We start from the raw sequence: 16,056 nt of genomic DNA on the forward strand, positions 1-16,056 counted from the left end.
ACACTCCTTAATTCAGCTTAATTTCGTCGCAATTCTTCAGCAACTGTTTCAGCTGAGAACGAATCTTCTCTACATAATCATCAATATCCGCATCCGTCTGTAAGGTCTTTGCCTGGAATACAACCTGACGGTTATAGACTCGGACAACCTTTTTCTTTGCAGTTGCTTGCTCTTTTCCTTGCTGTGTCGGCTGTACCTGTGGCTTCGGTGCAGGCGGTTCCAAAACAGATTCAATATTGCTGACTGTATCATCCTTGTACTGACACATTGGCAGAAACATGGCATCCAGAAGGGCAAGGCTCTTTAATTCTGCGATTTTCTCCTTGCATTGGCTGAAATACCGATCTGATTTCTCAATCAGATGGGATACCTTGGAATCGCCGTTTGCGGCAGTGTGGGTTGCTTCCATACACTGACGAACCGTTTCCAGAATCTCAACACGTTTTTCTTCCAACATCTTGTCATGAGCTGTACGAACCGTATCCATCAGCGGATTCAGTTCACGAATCCGGTTATAGTTGAACTTACTTCCGGTCTGAACCATGATAATCAAACGAATGGTATTCAGTGCCTTGTGTGCTTCCTCATTTTCTGCAATACAGTCAAGATCATCATGCAGAGATTTTTCAAACTGCACTGCCTGGTCGAATACTGTTACCTGGGTTTTGAAGAAGTTTTCAATGCCGTTGCTCATGGCTTCTTTATTGTCGAAAAGAGCATCCTCTTTTTTCAGCACACGCTCAATCAGAGCAATATTGTCTTTCTTCTGAGAAAGTACATCATCCATCAGATGAATGGCTTCCTGAACTAATGCACGGTCTGGGTATTTATGTCCGTCATAACGGGCATCCAGAGAAGTATAGTAATCACGCTGTTCACCAAATTTCTCAGTCACAAAGCGAATCAGCCCATCTTCATCGTCCGGTACATCCATGATGTCGAAATACTCTCGGAGCATCGCTTTTACATCACGCATCATCGTAGCAGAAATGGTTTTACGCTTGCTGATGGAAGTCTTGCCGATCTCACTCTTTTTTCGGAGCATATCTGGCAATTTCGGGTCATCTGGCTGAATGGTATTGCCTGCATACTTGATGGTTACTTTCTGGGAATAAATCAGCTGTGCCGCAACCGCAGCAATATCAATTTCTTTCCATCCATACGGAATTGCACTATATTTGCTTTGCACGTCTGCCATAGATGTCGGCAGTTTTTTCGCATCCTGCATTTCCAGATATTCTTCCATAGCGGAAGCAGCATCACGGTTTGGCTCCATGCCCGGAAGTGCCGTTACCGCACCTGTCAGAATCGCAATAATATCTGCATCACTGCCTGCATTATCTGTAATCAGGTCAAGCTTGCTATATACATGAGCAACCAGATATTCAAGAGACTGTTCAATCCTGCTCTTTGCATTTCCGGCTTTGATTTCCAGATGTTCACCGTCTACATAGAACTGCGCTCCTTCAATGGCATTTTGCAATTCGGTCACAGCACTCTCTTCATATTTTGTGGCTTCACTCTGCTGGTTTTCAATAATTTTCTTTACTGTATCTGGTAATGAGTTTACATTTCTTTGCAATACATACTTACGAATCTTCATAGCCGATTCCAAAGATTCATAGTAAGGCGTATCAGCCAGAACTACGATTGCTTCGTTACCTTTGGATTCTGCCATCAGACGATAATCCGTTTTTTCAATAGCATCGGTAGCAACGGTCAGAAAACGCAATCGCATACCGCCTGTTGCTACACCAACCGTAATGCTATCCACCATCTGGTCGAAAGCAAAGTCATATTTTCCATAACGGAATTTTTTGGTTGTGAAAATACCGCCGTAAATCATCTGAGCTATACGCTCCACTATAGAAGCAGTATCGACATTAGTATCTCTAATTTCCTTCTGAACATCTTGCTCTTCATCCGTCAAGAAATTATAAGTATCCCCTGTTCTATTGATATAATTTTTCTGCCCCATTAATCGATTCAAACTATCCCGGACAGCTTCGCGTAAAATAATCTTATCTACACGAATATCGTCTGCCATAAGGATAACGATATTGTCCAAATTAGAAGGAATATCATCAATATATCGAATCAAGTACAGAAGTTTCAGCACATCCACATCCTGCTGTTCGATGCCATCGCCGTTGTCGGCAGCTTTCTGACAACGCTCAATTACACGACGGATTGAACCATCCAGAAAAGTATGTACGGTATCATAAAAACGGAAGAATGGAACAAGTGCGTATTCATCCTTCTCCTGAATTTTCTGTGCAGCTTCCTGGAAACCGGACAGCATGGAACGCTCACCACCAGACAGGTGCTTACCGGAATTTCCATGTTTCCGGATTTCAGCAAATACCTTCTGCATGATGATAAACTGATACGGCACGAACGGGAAGTTCTCGGTAAATTCCCTTGGGCCGGAATAACCTTTAATATCCAGAATGGAACCGCTAAAGCTGAACAGGTTACGAAGAACAGAATCATTCTGCTCATAAACATCTTCCAGATTTTTAGCTGCTTCTGGTTTCTTTTTCAGAATACGCTTCTGGATGACTTCATCCACAGAGGAAGATGATAAACTCAGTCTTGTCTTAAAACGAGCCTGAATACGGGAGAACTCATCGGCACGAACTTTGATGATTTCATCAATCGCTTCCTGTCCGGTGCAGATCACCCAAATCTTTCCTTCACACTCACTTCCGATTTTTTCTGTCAAAGACTGGAGGTTCAAAAGCATATCGGTGTCTGTGCCGACATACTGACCAACTTCGTCGATCATAAACAGCAGACGGAAGTTCGCAGGTTTAGTATCTACATAGGCTTTCATATCTTCCACAAGCTGTGCAATAGAAATCTCTGTTGCGGTTTTATCATTGAACCACGCCTTAGCATCGTCCTCACTCATATCCAGAACTTCCATCAATGTCGGGATGATGAACTTGCCATTGAAAGCAAAGGCACGGCGCATTTCAAGCCAAGGCTTGCCTTTCTTTTCTTCAAAAACTTTGCGGAACTCCTCAGTTTTTCCCTGCTGGTCGATATAACGCTCCATCATGGCAACTTTCAGATTTTCACCGTAAAATCCCAGATGGTTGTAGAACATTTTGGCAAATACACGAAGTACAGCTGTCTTATCTTTATTGCTGAATCCTTCAATATCAATGTTGAAAAGAATGGTTTCCGTCTGCCCCTTCGTGGCACGGTCAATCAGCATAAAAGTTGCCGGATCATCCTCAAATTTTTTACGGAAACGTTCCACACTGCGAATGCCTTTTACCTCTTTATTTTCCAAAAGATAGGAAAGCATTTTCAAGAAGTGAGATTTACCACTTCCAAAGAAACCAGAAATCCAAACACCCATATCAGCGGTCGGCTGGTCGAAAGCATCACCATAATAATTGAAGAACGTAATGAAATGTTTCTTCAATTCTCTGGTAATGACATATTCATTTAACTCCTGCTCGATTACATCATCAGCAGCCTGATCTACTTTAATTACACCATTGATTTTGCGGTTGATGTCATCCGCAAACATATCTCGAATCATCATGGCTTTATCCCCCTTAATCTATGACATTGAATGCCCGGTAATAATCATTTGGTGTCAGACGATTGAACAGTTTTACATGACGACCATCAAACTCACCCGGATACATCACCAAAATCGGAACATCTGAAAAATACGGTTGTAAGGCTTCCAGTAACGTATGGATTCTCATAAACGGGAACACCTCGCCCACACCTGTCAGCATCAGCACATCACCTGGTTCGTGTGGCTCATACTGGATTTTATCAATGAACTCTCCATTACCGATTGCGGAGTTAAGCTGCTCCAGAAGATAAGCACTTCCGTCAGCTTCTTCCATATCGGGAATCGCATCTGTGATGTCCATATCATCGCAGATAGAGAGAAATGTTTTATATAAATTACAAACGTTCAAATGGCAATCTAAGGACTGATCAGTTTCCAGCTGATTCACAAAATGGCGGACAACCATTTCATTCTCCGGTTCATAACAGAAGATTCTGATATTCACCTCATTGCTCAGTCCCTTGCCTTCCAGAAACTCTGATTCCTGAATCAATGCCCGAACTTTGTCCAGGCGCTCTTTTATTTCACTCATCTGGTTACCTCCTACACAAAGCAATTAAACGCCGGCAGTATCGCCGTATCGTCATTGCTTCTGATGGCATTTTCCAAAACAGGATGCAGCCATACTGGATTCAAATGATCTGCCTTGAGATTATCGAGATATTCTGTTTCGACAAGCACTCTGGCAATAATCTGTTTTAACTTTGTTATCGTACTATCGCTCCAGGAAGCTACGGTATCATTTTGTTCCTGTAAACGCATAAAAAATGTATTCAAATCAATCTTACCAAAAGATGTGTCCCTTAATCTGTACTTCTCGCCAATGACGGTCAGCATAAATTCCCAGACCAGTCGGCTTTGCTTCATTAACGCATACAGACAAATCTGTTTTGCTACATCTGTTGGTTGTGACGCAATCGCAGAAACCAGAGAATCATCTTCCAGAGCATGAAGCCGTTTGATGCAGGCTTTCGCCATGCGTGTGATAGATTTTTCCGTTGGGTACTGGAAGAGATTCTGCTCTACAATTTCTTTTACAATCGCATCATTGGAAATTCCTTCTACCATTAGCTTTGCGGTAGAACGCATTTCGTAGAAAAGGAACGGCTCTCTGGTCAAAGACGCAATATAAGGATAAGAATGATCCATGTTCCCGTACCTCCTTACTGCTCCTCTTTTTTATCAGGAACAAATTCCATGATATCTCCCACGTCACAATTCAAAGCAGAACATATCTTTGACAGAATCTCTGTACTTACATTTTCATCTTTTGATAATCGAGACATCGTTGTTGTACTAACTCCTGTCATTGCACGCAAATCTTTCTTCATCATTTCTTTATCAATCAACAATTTCCACAATTTCTTGTAACTAACTGCCATTTTTTCACCTCAATCTTATTTGCTTGAAATATCTGTTCACATGGTATTTATCATCATATCATAAAAATGCGTTTCAAACAATCTAATCTATCAAAAATCGTAATTCAACTCTGAAATATCGCATTTAAAATCACAAGAAGCACATCTTAATAAGACAAGCTGAAAGTACAAGTGCCACTATATATCCGATTCCACAGAAAAATTTTATCTCGTTTATTTTCTCTGATTGCAATCTTATCCTTTTTTTCAATTTTTGCACTTCGTTCTCAGCTGTCTTTCTATTCTGTTCCACCTGATACTTTAATGACTGTAATTGTTTTTCTGCTTCTTTTTGTTTTCTATATGCCTCATCAACAGCTTGCACAGATGATTTATTCACCTGTATCTGTAATTTAGAGTTCTGGTTCCGAACGTCTTTTATTTCTTCTTCGAGCAGCTCTTGCTCGCTCCTGCTCTTCAAACCGTTTCTGTTCCTCAAATCGTCGTTGTTCTTCTGAAGCGATTGATTCAGCTTCTGCGTTTCGGACAGTTCTGTTGTCAAACGATGAATTTCGTCGTTTAATTTCCGAATTTCGTCTTGCATTTCGTGATTCTCGAAGAATAGCTTCTGTTTTTCCATTTTCAGCTTGTGTGTCCTTTCCTGAAATTTCTGGATAAACTCGTACATCTTCTGATTTCTCACCTGTAACTCGTCTCTCTCTTCCGTCACTAGCTCCAGTGACGCCGCCTGCTCCTTCGCAAGCTGCTTCCACTTGTCGGTAGTATCCGGCAAGCTCTTCATCTGCTCCGTTTGTTCGTTCTGCTTCGGCTCGTACCCTTTCGTAATTTCCATTAAATTCATTCTCTAGTCCCTCCTTGCTGATATCCAGATGAAATGTTTTTGACAGATTGCTGTCTCGCACTTTCTTTCCATCCTGATTCTGAAAAGTGATGTGCTTTCGTTTCTCTGTCCAGTTCACATTCCATCCAAACTGTTTCATTTTTTCTATAAACTTTTCTTTGCTGATACAATTTTCCAGTGCCTTTAATACCGCCATTGCACAGTCCGCTATAAAACTTTCCTTTACCTGTTGACGGAACAGGTTATATTTATCTTTGCTCCATGCAATGACTTCCCCTTTTTCAATCTGGCTTCCATCAAAGTGCTTTCCTTTCTCGGCAACTGTCAGTCCACGTTCTCGGCACATCTGATTGGTAAGCTGTTTCATACGTTCCAGATCCTTTTTGGTGTTATGCAGTTTTTTTCCATCTTCATAACTCACAGAATTTGTAACCAGATGACAGTGGATATGATCTTTATCCTTATGCACAGCCACTAAGGTCTGGAATCCACTGAACCAATTTTCTGCAAACTCTTTTCCAAATTCTAATGTCTGCTCTGGAGTAATCTGCTCGTCCTTATGCCAGGAAATAATGTTGTGAGCGTACATTCTTCCAGAATCTTTATCCCACATCTTCTTTTCTTCTAAAAAGGTTCTATACACCAGATCATAGTTAATCTCATCATGGCAGTACGGACCTGTTACACAGGTAAATAATTCGTTGGTTTTGTCCTGTCGCAAAACATATTCGATGCAGTTTCTCATTGCTCCATGTGTATTTGTCCGCTTATTAATCGTCTTATTAATAGCCATATCTTTTCACTCTCCTTCCGGTACTTAAGAATATTTTTATTGAGGAAATACAGCGTACTGTCATTTGGAACTTCTCCATCTGTATGCAGCTTTCTTGCAATCTGATTGATATTTGTAGTAGCTCCACGAAGCTGACTGAAAATATCTGCAAACATCTGGTTCAATCTTTTCAGTTCTTCCACTTCCTCTGTAGAAGCTATCTTCAAGTCTGCAATTGCTTTTATCACAACTTCCTGCTGTGTTCTTCCGGATTCCTTTACTTTGCTTTGAAGTAGCTCATATTCCGCTTTATTCATCCGTATAGTTACTGTATGATTTCGTTTTCTCATAGGCTTTTGTCTCCTTTCTTTGCCTGATTTTTCATTCTTTATTAACAGACACAGCGTTTTGGTGTATATTGGCAGGAGATTTATAAGAGAGTGCAACGCTCTCTTATACAGGTGCAGGACAGAGTCCTAGTCAATCAGTAAGTGTTCCGTAGGAATGTCCGGTGGACATTTCGCAGGAATACTTACGCCATTGACGTGCCGGGGTTCCAAGGGGCAGAGCCCTCTGGCAAGTTTAGGAACAGCCCAAAGGCTGGGTCCGGTGCAGAGTGGCTTGCCACTTTGCGAAACTTGCCTGTCATCTCCCCACCACTGAACCGACACCCACCAAGCCATATTTTTCACCCTACGTTATCAGATCAAAATGGAGATGACGGTGGTTTTGTGGTGCAGGGACAGACTGTGGAAGAAATAGAAAAGCTCCCATTTCGATAGATTTTCTCTTTCTGAGACAGGCTGTTCCTGCATCACTCCGATGCGAAGTATCGGACAATCATGTGCCGTATCCGGCACTCTATTCTTTTCTTCGCCTTGCTTGTTCAATCCACCCATCTGCCAACGCTTTTCTGTTATATTTTTCCGTAATTTCTGTCTTTCTTTTTCTGGATCTCTTTCCATTTCTGCTAAAAAAAATAAAAATAGCAGTCATAAACATTTCTCCAATTCATAATGTCTGAAATGTAACCACTGCCATTGTCTTTTTCTGCTATTCTGTTTTTGTAAAGCTATTTCTTACTGTCAGTCTGTTTTCCTGTTACTGCTATTTCATAACTATCTAAAAACTGTCTGCAAAATCCAGTGCTGCATCCATATCAGCTTCTTTCTCCCAGTCCAGATTATCTTCTGCAATCTCTCCATCCGTTTTCTCCATTGTTAGTGTTCTGTCCGGCAGATTACTTTCTCTTACCGATTCTTTTACAAACGGTACAAGCATTTCCATCAGATTCTTCGCTATAGCCATCGGGGCAGATTCTTTCACTCCATCCCGGACAGCTGTCTCTACTCTTTCCAGAAACGCATCTTCCTTTTCTCTGGTTTCCAGATACGGATCTGCTTCATTCCTGTACTCTCTGGAAAAATAATCATTCAAAGCAACTACAACAGCTCTGGTGTACGATTTATATTTCTCCCTGTCCATCGTCTGCAAATATTCCCATGCCTGCCTGTCCTGTTCATCACAAAGATTTAAACGGATATTTGTATTGATGATTTTCCGTTCTTTTCTCATACAAGCATCCCTCCGTTTCTCTGGATTTTCCTTACGGTCATTGCTTCATAACCTTTCGCTGTGGCACATATATCCCGTACAATCGTTACCCGACTCTTGTCATATTCTCCAAAATTCTGGATCATACAACCGCCACCGCCGACCACATACAGACGCATCAGTTCTGGATTATATTCCCGTTCTCTCAGCTTATGGAAGATTTCTTTCGTATAATCTCCGGCAGCTTTACGAATGACTATCAGATATTTCTCACCAATATCTGCTGTCCCGGTACGGATCACCTGCTCAATCACCAGATCGTCCACCACCGTTCCCAGTTCTTTCAGCAGACTTTCCCGGACAGAAAGCACACACTGATGCGTTCCATATTTCTCTGTAAAGCATTTCTTCTCTAATGGACGGGAATTGTTGATATACATGATGTTCATAGTTCCGTTTCCAATATCCACCAGCATGTTGATTCCTTTGAAATCCTGTAAGCGGTAAAAGGCTGCTGCAAATCCCTGTGGGTAAATATCAGCTCCTGCAAACTCTACATGATACTCTTTATTGCGGAATATAAAATCCACACTTTCATTCTGGAGAAGATATTTCTGGAAATCTTCTTTCTGTGTAGCTACCCAGGTAAGCGGAAGTCCGGCTGCAATGTGTACCTTTGCCCGATTCATTCCTTTCCCATCAAGTTCTCTTGCGATAGCCGCCAGTGTCAGCACATAATAGTCCTCATCCTGCGTTTTCTCTGCACAGAACTCCTTGTGTTCCTCTCCGATTTGGTAATACATGCCATTGTAAACAAGAAGATTATTCTGAAAAATTGGCTCCTTGTCATATCTGGCTACACCGGATGGAAAGCATCTGGTAGCTGTTTTCATGTTTCCATAACCATGATCAATCCCGATCACTGTAACTGTCTCATTATTTTTGTTTTTCATCATTCTCATAATCATACCTCATACTTTCTTTTCTTATCCAATCCTATTAATACTTACGTGAATTGATAAGATGGATATTTTATTTACTGGTTCTTTAATAATTCATATTTGATAACATTGGTTATTAATAGCGACGGTTTGTCCAATATGGGATTTATCATATCTGGTTTTCCTATTTTCTGATGTCCGGAAATAGGAATTTCCTATGACCTGATTGTCCAAAATTGGACTGTCCACCATTAAGCATTTTCTCCTTCGCTTAATCATTTTCTTCTCCTAATGGAACTTCCCGGATAATATATTCGGTATCGCCATAAAAGCCATATTCATTACGCAATCTATGGCGTTCCACATATCCATGATGCTCTAATTCCTTAATTGCAGAACGAACAGAATCAATCCCATCTCTGCTCAGTGTTGCCAGTCCTTGCATATTGTAATTCCAGTCCTCTGGCAAACTTAACATCAGTGACAATAGACCTTTCGCTTTCAATGTCAGATTCTTATTCTTGAAATGTTGATTACTCATCACCGTAAAATTCTTAGTTCTCTCTACACGAAAAATCTGTGCCATGCTCCCATCCTCCTTTCCAGTTCAAAAGAAAAAGACGCAAGCCATATCTTATGACTCACGTCTTACTTCGCTCACAATATTCTATTTTTATCAGTTACCTGCCAGATTAGTTACTGGCAATCCTTATACATAAATCAACTCTTTCAGGATAATCTCTTCTGCAATCGCTCTGTGCTGATTAGCAGCTCTTACCCAGGTCATCTGATCTGCTTCTTTATCTGACAATGGTTCTTTTTCTTCCAACTGTTTCAGAATCATTTCTTCCCGTTCTCTGGCTGCCTTATCTACTTCCAGAAGATGCTCTCCAATGGTATCCTGTAAAAGCATCACCTGATAGGTTGAATTTCGATAGTTTTTCAGATAATCTCTGCGAAGAAAACCATACTTGCCAAGTTGCTCCATCTGCTCACCGGATTTATAGGTGAGATTCGGGATCAGATATCCATTTACATTTGTATACGTTAATTCCATTTTATTAGCACTCTCCATTTCTCATCATTTTTTGACCACAAATTTACGACATTTACGACAAATCTGACACTGCTTTACAATACCAGACAAAATGACTGATACCCCGGAAAGCCTGTAAAACAGGCACTTCCGGGATACACAAGACAGGACAAAAATCGACTTCCATTATCAAGAGGTGAGTGCTAATTTCACACTTTTTTCACATTTTACTGCTTTCATTTTTTCTTATTCTCTTTAAAAACTGATATCCCACCAGACATGCAATCACTTCCGTAATCGGAAACGCCCACCAGATCAGCGAAACCCCTATCTGACCATTTCTGACAAACAGAGAAAAAATCCCTGCCAGCGGTAAGATGATCACAAACTGTCTCAAAAGCGAAATGACTAACGATTCCACACCACCATCCAGTGCCTGATAAATACCCTGATAAGCAACATTAATTCCAGCAAATAAAAAGCTGACAGAAATCACTCTCATTGCACTGATAAAGTATACCCGCGACTCTCCCGCATTAAACAGCGTAGCAAATGCTCCGGGGAAAATCTCTGTAATTGCAATGCCAAAAATCATTAATGCAGTGGTATAGATCAGACCATATCTGATTCCATCCTGGATTCTCTTCCTGCTTCTCATTCCATAAGCAAATGCAAGGATCGGAGTGATTGCATCTCTGAGTCCAAATGCAAGAAACAGAACAAACTGCTGTACTTTATAGAACAGACCATATGCTGTCTGTGCTGACGGATCAAACTTCAGAATCAGATTCATTACATAAACCATAATAGACATCAATGCCTGTGCAATAATCGCCGGAAGTCCGATTGCATAGATTTCCTTTATAATCTCCGTATCCGGCTTCATATATTTCGTACCGTGTTCAAATTCTTTATTCAGCTTCGTATGAAAAATGAACAACAACACTGCGGATGCCACCTGGCCGATCACGGTTGCATAAGCCGCACCTTTCACGCCAATATCCGGAACCGGTCCGATGCCATAGATCATAATCGGATCCAGAATGATATTTACAACTGCTCCGACCACCTGTCCGATTGTAGAATAAAGAGAACGTCCCGTTGCCTGAAGTAATTTTTCAAATAAAGAAAAAAAGATAATTCCAAAAGAAATCACACAACATATCCGCAGATAACCGACACCCATTTCGAGCACTTCAGTATCTACTGTCTGAGATGAAATATACGCTTTCACTCCAAAGATGCCAAAAAGAAAACATGCGACGTAAATGATTACACCCAGAAACAGACTATTTCCTGCTACCTTCGCAGCTTTTTTACTGTTTCCCTGCCCCAGTGTCCTTGCCAGAAGTGCATTGGTTCCTACACCTGTTCCAATTCCAACTGCAACCATAAGCATCTGAACCGGAAATACCAAAGTCAGAGCATTTAATGCTGCTTCACTGCCCACTTTCATATTTCCTACAAATGCACTGTCTACAATGTTGTAAACCGCCTGTAATGCCATTGATAGAATCATTGGGATTCCCATCTGAATCATCAGCTTATTCACCGGCATATCTCTCATCTTGATACTTTCTGCCATTTTATTTCCATTCCTCCCTTTTCTGCACAAAAAAAGTGTAACGCTGTCATATAAGCTGGACTTACGCTGACAGGCTACACACTTTTTCTTGCAAATATTCATTTTAACTACGTGCGAATGCGCATCGTCTGCACGAAGTGCTTTCTATTTGATAGGAAATTCGATGCGATTTCTACCAAACAGAAAAACGAGTAGCCGGTAAACTGGATTTACGCTTACTCGCCACTCGTTTCTAGTTATTATATTTCCTATTTTTTTAAAAGTCAAACAAATTCTTGCATCACTTTTTATTCTTCTGTCTTCTCTTCGTCTTCGAATGCTTCCTCTTCTACCGGAGCATCTTCTTCCTCTGATTCCACAGTTTCCTCATCCGCTTCTTCCTCAGAATCTACTACTTCACCTTCATATACTTCCGGCTCCGGTTTCTCACATTTTGTACCACAGGAAGAACAGAAATTCGCATCATCAGCGATAGCTGCGCCACACTCCGGACATCTTCTGATTCCACGAATACCATCTTTCGTAGCTTTCAGTTCACCGATTTCTTCAAACGCTGCTTTAATCTCGTCAATCTGTGTATATTCGGAATTCTCATCATCCTTATGTGCATGATAATATGCCTGACCCAGATCCTGATAAAGTTTACGGATTGCACCTTCACGTTCCTGGATATCTAATGCGATTCGCGCTGTATCTTTAATTTCCTTTGCTTTGCTTAATCCTGTTTTTCCTGCTGCTGAAATTGTGTTTCCTAATTTGTCAAAAAAAGCCATTTTCAAAACCCCTTTCTGTGTACGTTCATTGCGTCATTGCAGATTCAAGCAGTATGAAAAATCTGTGAAATTCTGCATTAATTATGATAACTTTTTCTATATTATACCGCAATTTCGCCATGACACAAGGAATTTTCTATAAACTTTTTATTAATTACAACCGGTTCTCATGCTGAAAAAGGACAGCACGCTTAGGTGCTGCCCTCTCCAAAATTGATTTATAATGTTCCTTTCGGAACAGTCTCACAAAATATCCCCATACTATTCTATCGTTTTATCCTCTCAAAAAAAGCAATTACTTTTTCTGTGTATTCGCCAAGTTTTTCCATTTCTTCCATCGTATTGTAAAATGCCGGAGAAATACGAATCACTGTGTCTAATCCCATTTTATTCACGATTGGCTGCGCACACATACTTCCAGTCCGCACTGCCACACCATATTTGTCGATCATACTTGCAAAATCGTAAGGATGCACACCATCGATCTGAATGGAAATACAGCCTGCCCGCTGTTTTGGATGCCCCAATATGTTCACCTGTGGAATAGCCTCTAAAACTTCTTCTGCCTTTTTTATCAGCTCTTCTTCATAGGAAGCCATTCGCTCAATTCCGATGTCCATCAGATAATCCAGGGCCGCGCCCCAGGTGATGATTCCACTGTAATTCGGTGTGCCTGCTTCCAGCCGCGCCGGAAGTTCGGCAAATGTTGTTTTTTCTTCTGTCACAATGTCGATCATGCCGCCACCGTAACGATATGGTTGCATTTCATTCAGCCATTTTTCACGTACAAACAGACAGCCGACACCCGTCGGTCCCATCATTTTATGGGCGGAAAAGCCAAGAAAATCACATTGCAATCCTGCCAGGTCAAAAGTTCGATGGCGCACCGCCTGTGCAGCATCAATATACACCGGAATTTCATATTCTTTCGCCCATGCGATCAGTGTTTCGATATCAACCACGGTTCCCGTTACATTTGATACAGCGGTGACTGCCAGCAATTTCACTTTATCTGACAGCATCTTGTGTGCTGCATTCATATCCAATTCGCCATCCACGGTCGGAATCATGCGAAAGTCTGCTCCGCATTCCTGACACACCTGCTGCCACACAACAAAGTTGGCATGATGCTCAAGCTCTGTGGAGAGCACCACATCGCCCGGCTGCAATACATGACGCAGGAAGCTCTGCGCCACCAGATTTGCAGAATCCGTCGCTCCGGAAGTGAAGATGATCTCTCCCTGATTCTCTGCATGCAAAAAATCTTTTAGCTTATTCCGCACTGCTTCCATATGCATCGTGGACTGTTCACTTAAATAATGGATTCCACGATGCACATTCGCATTATACTTTGTGTAATGCTCCACAAAACAATCCAGCACCTGCTGCGGCAACTGTGTCGTCGCCGCATTATCCAGATAGATCAGATCTTTTCCATGTATTTTTTCTTTTAGAATCGGAAAATCTTCCCGAATTTCCTCCCATGTACGCATGTTTTCTCTCCTTTTTACTCACATGTACGCTCGGAATCTTTTAAATGAAGAATTCTGAGCGTACATTCATATTGTTCAAAACCACATATCCGGATTGACATCCAGCCTGTCAATAAACGCCTTCAACTCCGGTTTGTTATTCGCCTTACGCCAGATCAGCGCCACACCACTTCTGGTATTTGCCACCGGTCGGAACTGTATCTCCCCAAAACTTGGATTTGCATATCCCCTGAAATTACGATCACACAAAAATATATCCTGCTCTGACATCAGGTTAAAAGGCAGTGATGTCGCATTATTTGTATATCGCACATAATCCGGGTGAACTACCCATTGTCTAAAGCCAATGGGCTTCCTGCTTCGCAGACCTCGTAACCTACTATCTCCACAGGCGTTAATTCGGGCAGTCCCTGCCCTATATTGTTATTTTTATGCTATTTGTCTTAATCCTTCTTCCAGTATATTTTTTGCTGCGTTGATATCCCTGTCATGATTTGTTCCACAGACAGGACATGTCCATTCCCTTACTGATAGATTTTTCGTCTCTGTATTTTGGTATCCACAGGCTGAACACAGCTGACTACTAGCATAAAATGTATTTATCTTGATATATTTTCTGCCATTCCACTTTGCCTTATATTCTAACTGTCTTGTCAGCTCATACCATGATACATCACTTATAGACTTTGCCAAATGATGATTTTTTACCATGTTTTTTATCTGCAAATCTTCTGAAACTATCACTTGGTTTTCGCTGATAATCTCAAGGGACACCTTATGCAGATAATCTTTTCTGGTATTTGTTATTTTTTCATGGCATAATGCTATCTTTTTCTTTGTTTTGTAGTAATTTTGACTTCTTTTCTCTTTATGGGCTAACTTCCTTTGCAGTTTTATCAGTTTCTTTTCGTATTTTCTGATGATTTTTGGATTTTCGTATTTCTTTCCAGCTGAAGTAATACATAACTCCTTAATACCTAAATCTATTCCTGTATTTTGATTTACATGTGGCAGTTCCACATGTTCTGTTTCCACTAAAATTGATACATAATATTTTCCACTCGGAACTTGTGATATCGTTGCCGATTTTATCTGCCCGCTAAAATTTCTGTGCAGTTTTGCTTTTACATTTTTTAATTTAGGCAGTTTTACTCTATTTTCCTCGAAATCTACTGCTATATTGCCATTCGTAAAATTTGTTGTATATGACTTATGATTATCGTGTTTACTCTTAAACTTCGGATAACCTGCATGTTCCTTAAAAAATTTCTGATATGCAGCATCCATGTTGTAAATCGCATTTGTCAGAGCAAATTTATCCACTTCTTTCAGCCATTCATATTCTTTCTTTAATTGTCTGTTGCAGTAATTGTTACAGTCAGTTTTACTAACTGATTTTTTCTCTTTCTCATATACTTCTTTCCGGTATGCCAGTGTCTGATTATATACAAAACGACAACAGCCAAATGTTTTTGCAATTTGTATTTTCTGCTCATTATTAGGATATATTCTGTATTTATATCCCTTTAACATCCACTGTCACCCTCTTTCTCAACCTTGATTTTCTATGTATCTTTTCAGCATTTCTTCCGATACATTTCCTACACTACATGCAAAATATCCATCTGTCCAAAAGGTATGTTCTTTCCAAAATTGTTTTCGTAAATATTGGGGATATCTTTTCCATATATGGTATGTTGTATAGCTCTTCATCAGGTTTACAATTTACTAATAGACATTGTTGGTCCTGTCTCTATCATGTAATGAATATGGTCTTTATCCGTTTCCATATATTTGATAATAACACTGTGCCTTTAACATATCTCATATGAATACTGCTTTATATCATCTGATATCTGTCTCGAAACCAGTAATTTCTTCCTATATTTGCAGACGAAAATAATGTGATATTGTAATAGGTATTTGTGTCTGTTTTTAGATTTCCATGTTCCCATGCCATGAGTATATAATAATTTCTGATTTTTAGCTACCTTAACCCACTGTCTAAAGCCAGTGGGATTGCGGTAGCCTTATTTCAAAATCTTCCAGCAGTTGCTTCCGGTGGATTCCAGTTTGTA

At 40.6% G+C, this 16,056-nt stretch carries 17 protein-coding genes and 1 pseudogene; all 18 read right to left on the bottom strand.

The window, feature by feature from the left end; translation table 11 throughout:
- Window positions 1-7: 7 nt before the first annotated feature.
- Window positions 8-3,559 (bottom strand): BREX system P-loop protein BrxC, encoded by a 3,552-nt coding sequence (gene brxC, locus ACIRUQ_RS12750; RefSeq protein ID WP_055289382.1) that lies wholly within the window; start codon window positions 3,557-3,559, stop codon window positions 8-10.
- Between the two features lie 13 nt (window positions 3,560-3,572).
- Window positions 3,573-4,133: a DUF1788 domain-containing protein gene (locus ACIRUQ_RS12755; RefSeq protein WP_055289384.1), complete on the bottom strand. Its 561-nt coding sequence runs from the start codon at window positions 4,131-4,133 to the stop codon at window positions 3,573-3,575.
- An 11-nt stretch (window positions 4,134-4,144) separates the two neighbouring features.
- Window positions 4,145-4,750 (bottom strand): DUF1819 family protein, encoded by a 606-nt coding sequence (locus ACIRUQ_RS12760; RefSeq protein ID WP_055289386.1) that lies wholly within the window; start codon window positions 4,748-4,750, stop codon window positions 4,145-4,147.
- A gap of 14 nt (window positions 4,751-4,764) precedes the next feature.
- Window positions 4,765-4,983 carry a helix-turn-helix transcriptional regulator gene (locus tag ACIRUQ_RS12765; RefSeq protein WP_002578407.1) on the bottom strand — a complete coding sequence of 73 codons (219 nt, stop codon included), beginning with the start codon at window positions 4,981-4,983 and terminating at the stop codon, window positions 4,765-4,767.
- A gap of 130 nt (window positions 4,984-5,113) precedes the next feature.
- Window positions 5,114-5,362 carry a hypothetical protein gene (locus tag ACIRUQ_RS12770; RefSeq protein ID WP_181977234.1) on the bottom strand — a complete coding sequence of 83 codons (249 nt, stop codon included), beginning with the start codon at window positions 5,360-5,362 and terminating at the stop codon, window positions 5,114-5,116.
- Between the two features lie 13 nt (window positions 5,363-5,375).
- Window positions 5,376-6,617: a relaxase/mobilization nuclease domain-containing protein gene (locus tag ACIRUQ_RS12775; RefSeq protein WP_242853573.1), complete on the bottom strand. Its 1,242-nt coding sequence runs from the start codon at window positions 6,615-6,617 to the stop codon at window positions 5,376-5,378.
- Window positions 6,566-6,946, bottom strand: coding sequence for a plasmid mobilization protein (locus ACIRUQ_RS12780; RefSeq protein ID WP_055289390.1), 381 nt, complete (start codon window positions 6,944-6,946; stop codon window positions 6,566-6,568). The genes ACIRUQ_RS12775 and ACIRUQ_RS12780 overlap by 52 nt, the downstream gene beginning before the upstream one ends.
- A 351-nt stretch (window positions 6,947-7,297) precedes the next feature.
- Window positions 7,298-7,495 carry a hypothetical protein gene (locus ACIRUQ_RS12785; protein ID WP_187306275.1) on the bottom strand — a complete coding sequence of 66 codons (198 nt, stop codon included), beginning with the start codon at window positions 7,493-7,495 and terminating at the stop codon, window positions 7,298-7,300.
- A gap of 223 nt (window positions 7,496-7,718) precedes the next feature.
- The gene (locus ACIRUQ_RS12790) at window positions 7,719-8,171 is read right to left on the bottom strand and encodes a hypothetical protein (protein WP_055289392.1); all 453 of its coding nucleotides are present in this window, start codon (window positions 8,169-8,171) and stop codon (window positions 7,719-7,721) included.
- Window positions 8,168-9,112 carry a ParM/StbA family protein gene (locus ACIRUQ_RS12795; RefSeq protein WP_055289394.1) on the bottom strand — a complete coding sequence of 315 codons (945 nt, stop codon included), beginning with the start codon at window positions 9,110-9,112 and terminating at the stop codon, window positions 8,168-8,170. The genes ACIRUQ_RS12790 and ACIRUQ_RS12795 overlap by 4 nt, the downstream gene beginning before the upstream one ends.
- A gap of 250 nt (window positions 9,113-9,362) precedes the next feature.
- A complete protein-coding gene (locus ACIRUQ_RS12800; RefSeq protein WP_055289396.1) occupies window positions 9,363-9,677 on the bottom strand; it encodes a helix-turn-helix domain-containing protein in 315 nt (104 codons plus the stop codon).
- A gap of 123 nt (window positions 9,678-9,800) precedes the next feature.
- On the bottom strand, window positions 9,801-10,148 hold the full coding sequence (locus tag ACIRUQ_RS12805; protein ID WP_055289399.1) for a TnpV protein: 348 nt from the start codon (window positions 10,146-10,148) through the stop codon (window positions 9,801-9,803).
- Between the two features lie 199 nt (window positions 10,149-10,347).
- On the bottom strand, window positions 10,348-11,712 hold the full coding sequence (locus ACIRUQ_RS12810; protein ID WP_055289402.1) for an MATE family efflux transporter: 1,365 nt from the start codon (window positions 11,710-11,712) through the stop codon (window positions 10,348-10,350).
- Window positions 11,713-11,999: 287 nt separating this feature from the next.
- Window positions 12,000-12,485 (bottom strand): zinc ribbon domain-containing protein, encoded by a 486-nt coding sequence (locus ACIRUQ_RS12815; RefSeq protein ID WP_055289404.1) that lies wholly within the window; start codon window positions 12,483-12,485, stop codon window positions 12,000-12,002.
- Window positions 12,486-12,751: 266 nt separating this feature from the next.
- Window positions 12,752-13,978, bottom strand: a complete 1,227-nt coding sequence (locus ACIRUQ_RS12820) for an aminotransferase class V-fold PLP-dependent enzyme (protein WP_055289406.1) — start codon at window positions 13,976-13,978, stop codon at window positions 12,752-12,754.
- Between the two features lie 75 nt (window positions 13,979-14,053).
- Window positions 14,054-14,290, bottom strand: coding sequence for a hypothetical protein (locus ACIRUQ_RS12825; protein WP_207642767.1), 237 nt, complete (start codon window positions 14,288-14,290; stop codon window positions 14,054-14,056).
- Between the two features lie 117 nt (window positions 14,291-14,407).
- Window positions 14,408-15,511 (bottom strand): IS200/IS605 family element RNA-guided endonuclease TnpB, encoded by a 1,104-nt coding sequence (tnpB, locus tag ACIRUQ_RS12830; protein ID WP_373927388.1) that lies wholly within the window; start codon window positions 15,509-15,511, stop codon window positions 14,408-14,410.
- 18 nt (window positions 15,512-15,529) lie between these two features.
- Window positions 15,530-15,933, bottom strand: a pseudogene (gene tnpA, locus ACIRUQ_RS12835) (IS200/IS605 family transposase).
- Window positions 15,934-16,056 lie beyond the last annotated feature (123 nt).

The sequence above is a fragment of the Eubacterium ramulus genome (assembly GCF_045002895.1).
Taxonomy (GTDB): Bacteria; Bacillota; Clostridia; order Lachnospirales; family Lachnospiraceae; genus Eubacterium_I; species Eubacterium_I ramulus.

Bases quoted from the DNA above. Each gene is read 5' to 3' on its own strand.
- ACIRUQ_RS12810 (WP_055289402.1), bottom strand. From the start codon at position 11,712: ATGGCAGAAAGTATCAAGATGAGAGATATGCCGGTGAATAAGCTGATG.
- ACIRUQ_RS12780 (WP_055289390.1), bottom strand. From the start codon at position 6,946: ATGAGAAAACGAAATCATACAGTAACTATACGGATGAATAAAGCGGAA.
- ACIRUQ_RS12790 (WP_055289392.1), bottom strand. From the start codon at position 8,171: ATGAGAAAAGAACGGAAAATCATCAATACAAATATCCGTTTAAATCTT.
- ACIRUQ_RS12795 (WP_055289394.1), bottom strand. From the start codon at position 9,112: ATGAGAATGATGAAAAACAAAAATAATGAGACAGTTACAGTGATCGGG.
- ACIRUQ_RS12785 (WP_187306275.1), bottom strand. From the start codon at position 7,495: ATGGGTGGATTGAACAAGCAAGGCGAAGAAAAGAATAGAGTGCCGGAT.
- ACIRUQ_RS12815 (WP_055289404.1), bottom strand. From the start codon at position 12,485: ATGGCTTTTTTTGACAAATTAGGAAACACAATTTCAGCAGCAGGAAAA.
- ACIRUQ_RS12805 (WP_055289399.1), bottom strand. From the start codon at position 10,148: ATGGAATTAACGTATACAAATGTAAATGGATATCTGATCCCGAATCTC.
- ACIRUQ_RS12775 (WP_242853573.1), bottom strand. From the start codon at position 6,617: ATGGCTATTAATAAGACGATTAATAAGCGGACAAATACACATGGAGCA.
- ACIRUQ_RS12800 (WP_055289396.1), bottom strand. From the start codon at position 9,677: ATGGCACAGATTTTTCGTGTAGAGAGAACTAAGAATTTTACGGTGATG.
- tnpB (WP_373927388.1), bottom strand. From the start codon at position 15,511: ATGTTAAAGGGATATAAATACAGAATATATCCTAATAATGAGCAGAAA.
- ACIRUQ_RS12760 (WP_055289386.1), bottom strand. From the start codon at position 4,750: ATGGATCATTCTTATCCTTATATTGCGTCTTTGACCAGAGAGCCGTTC.
- ACIRUQ_RS12755 (WP_055289384.1), bottom strand. From the start codon at position 4,133: ATGAGTGAAATAAAAGAGCGCCTGGACAAAGTTCGGGCATTGATTCAG.
- ACIRUQ_RS12765 (WP_002578407.1), bottom strand. From the start codon at position 4,983: ATGGCAGTTAGTTACAAGAAATTGTGGAAATTGTTGATTGATAAAGAA.
- ACIRUQ_RS12820 (WP_055289406.1), bottom strand. From the start codon at position 13,978: ATGCGTACATGGGAGGAAATTCGGGAAGATTTTCCGATTCTAAAAGAA.
- brxC (WP_055289382.1), bottom strand. From the start codon at position 3,559: ATGATGATTCGAGATATGTTTGCGGATGACATCAACCGCAAAATCAAT.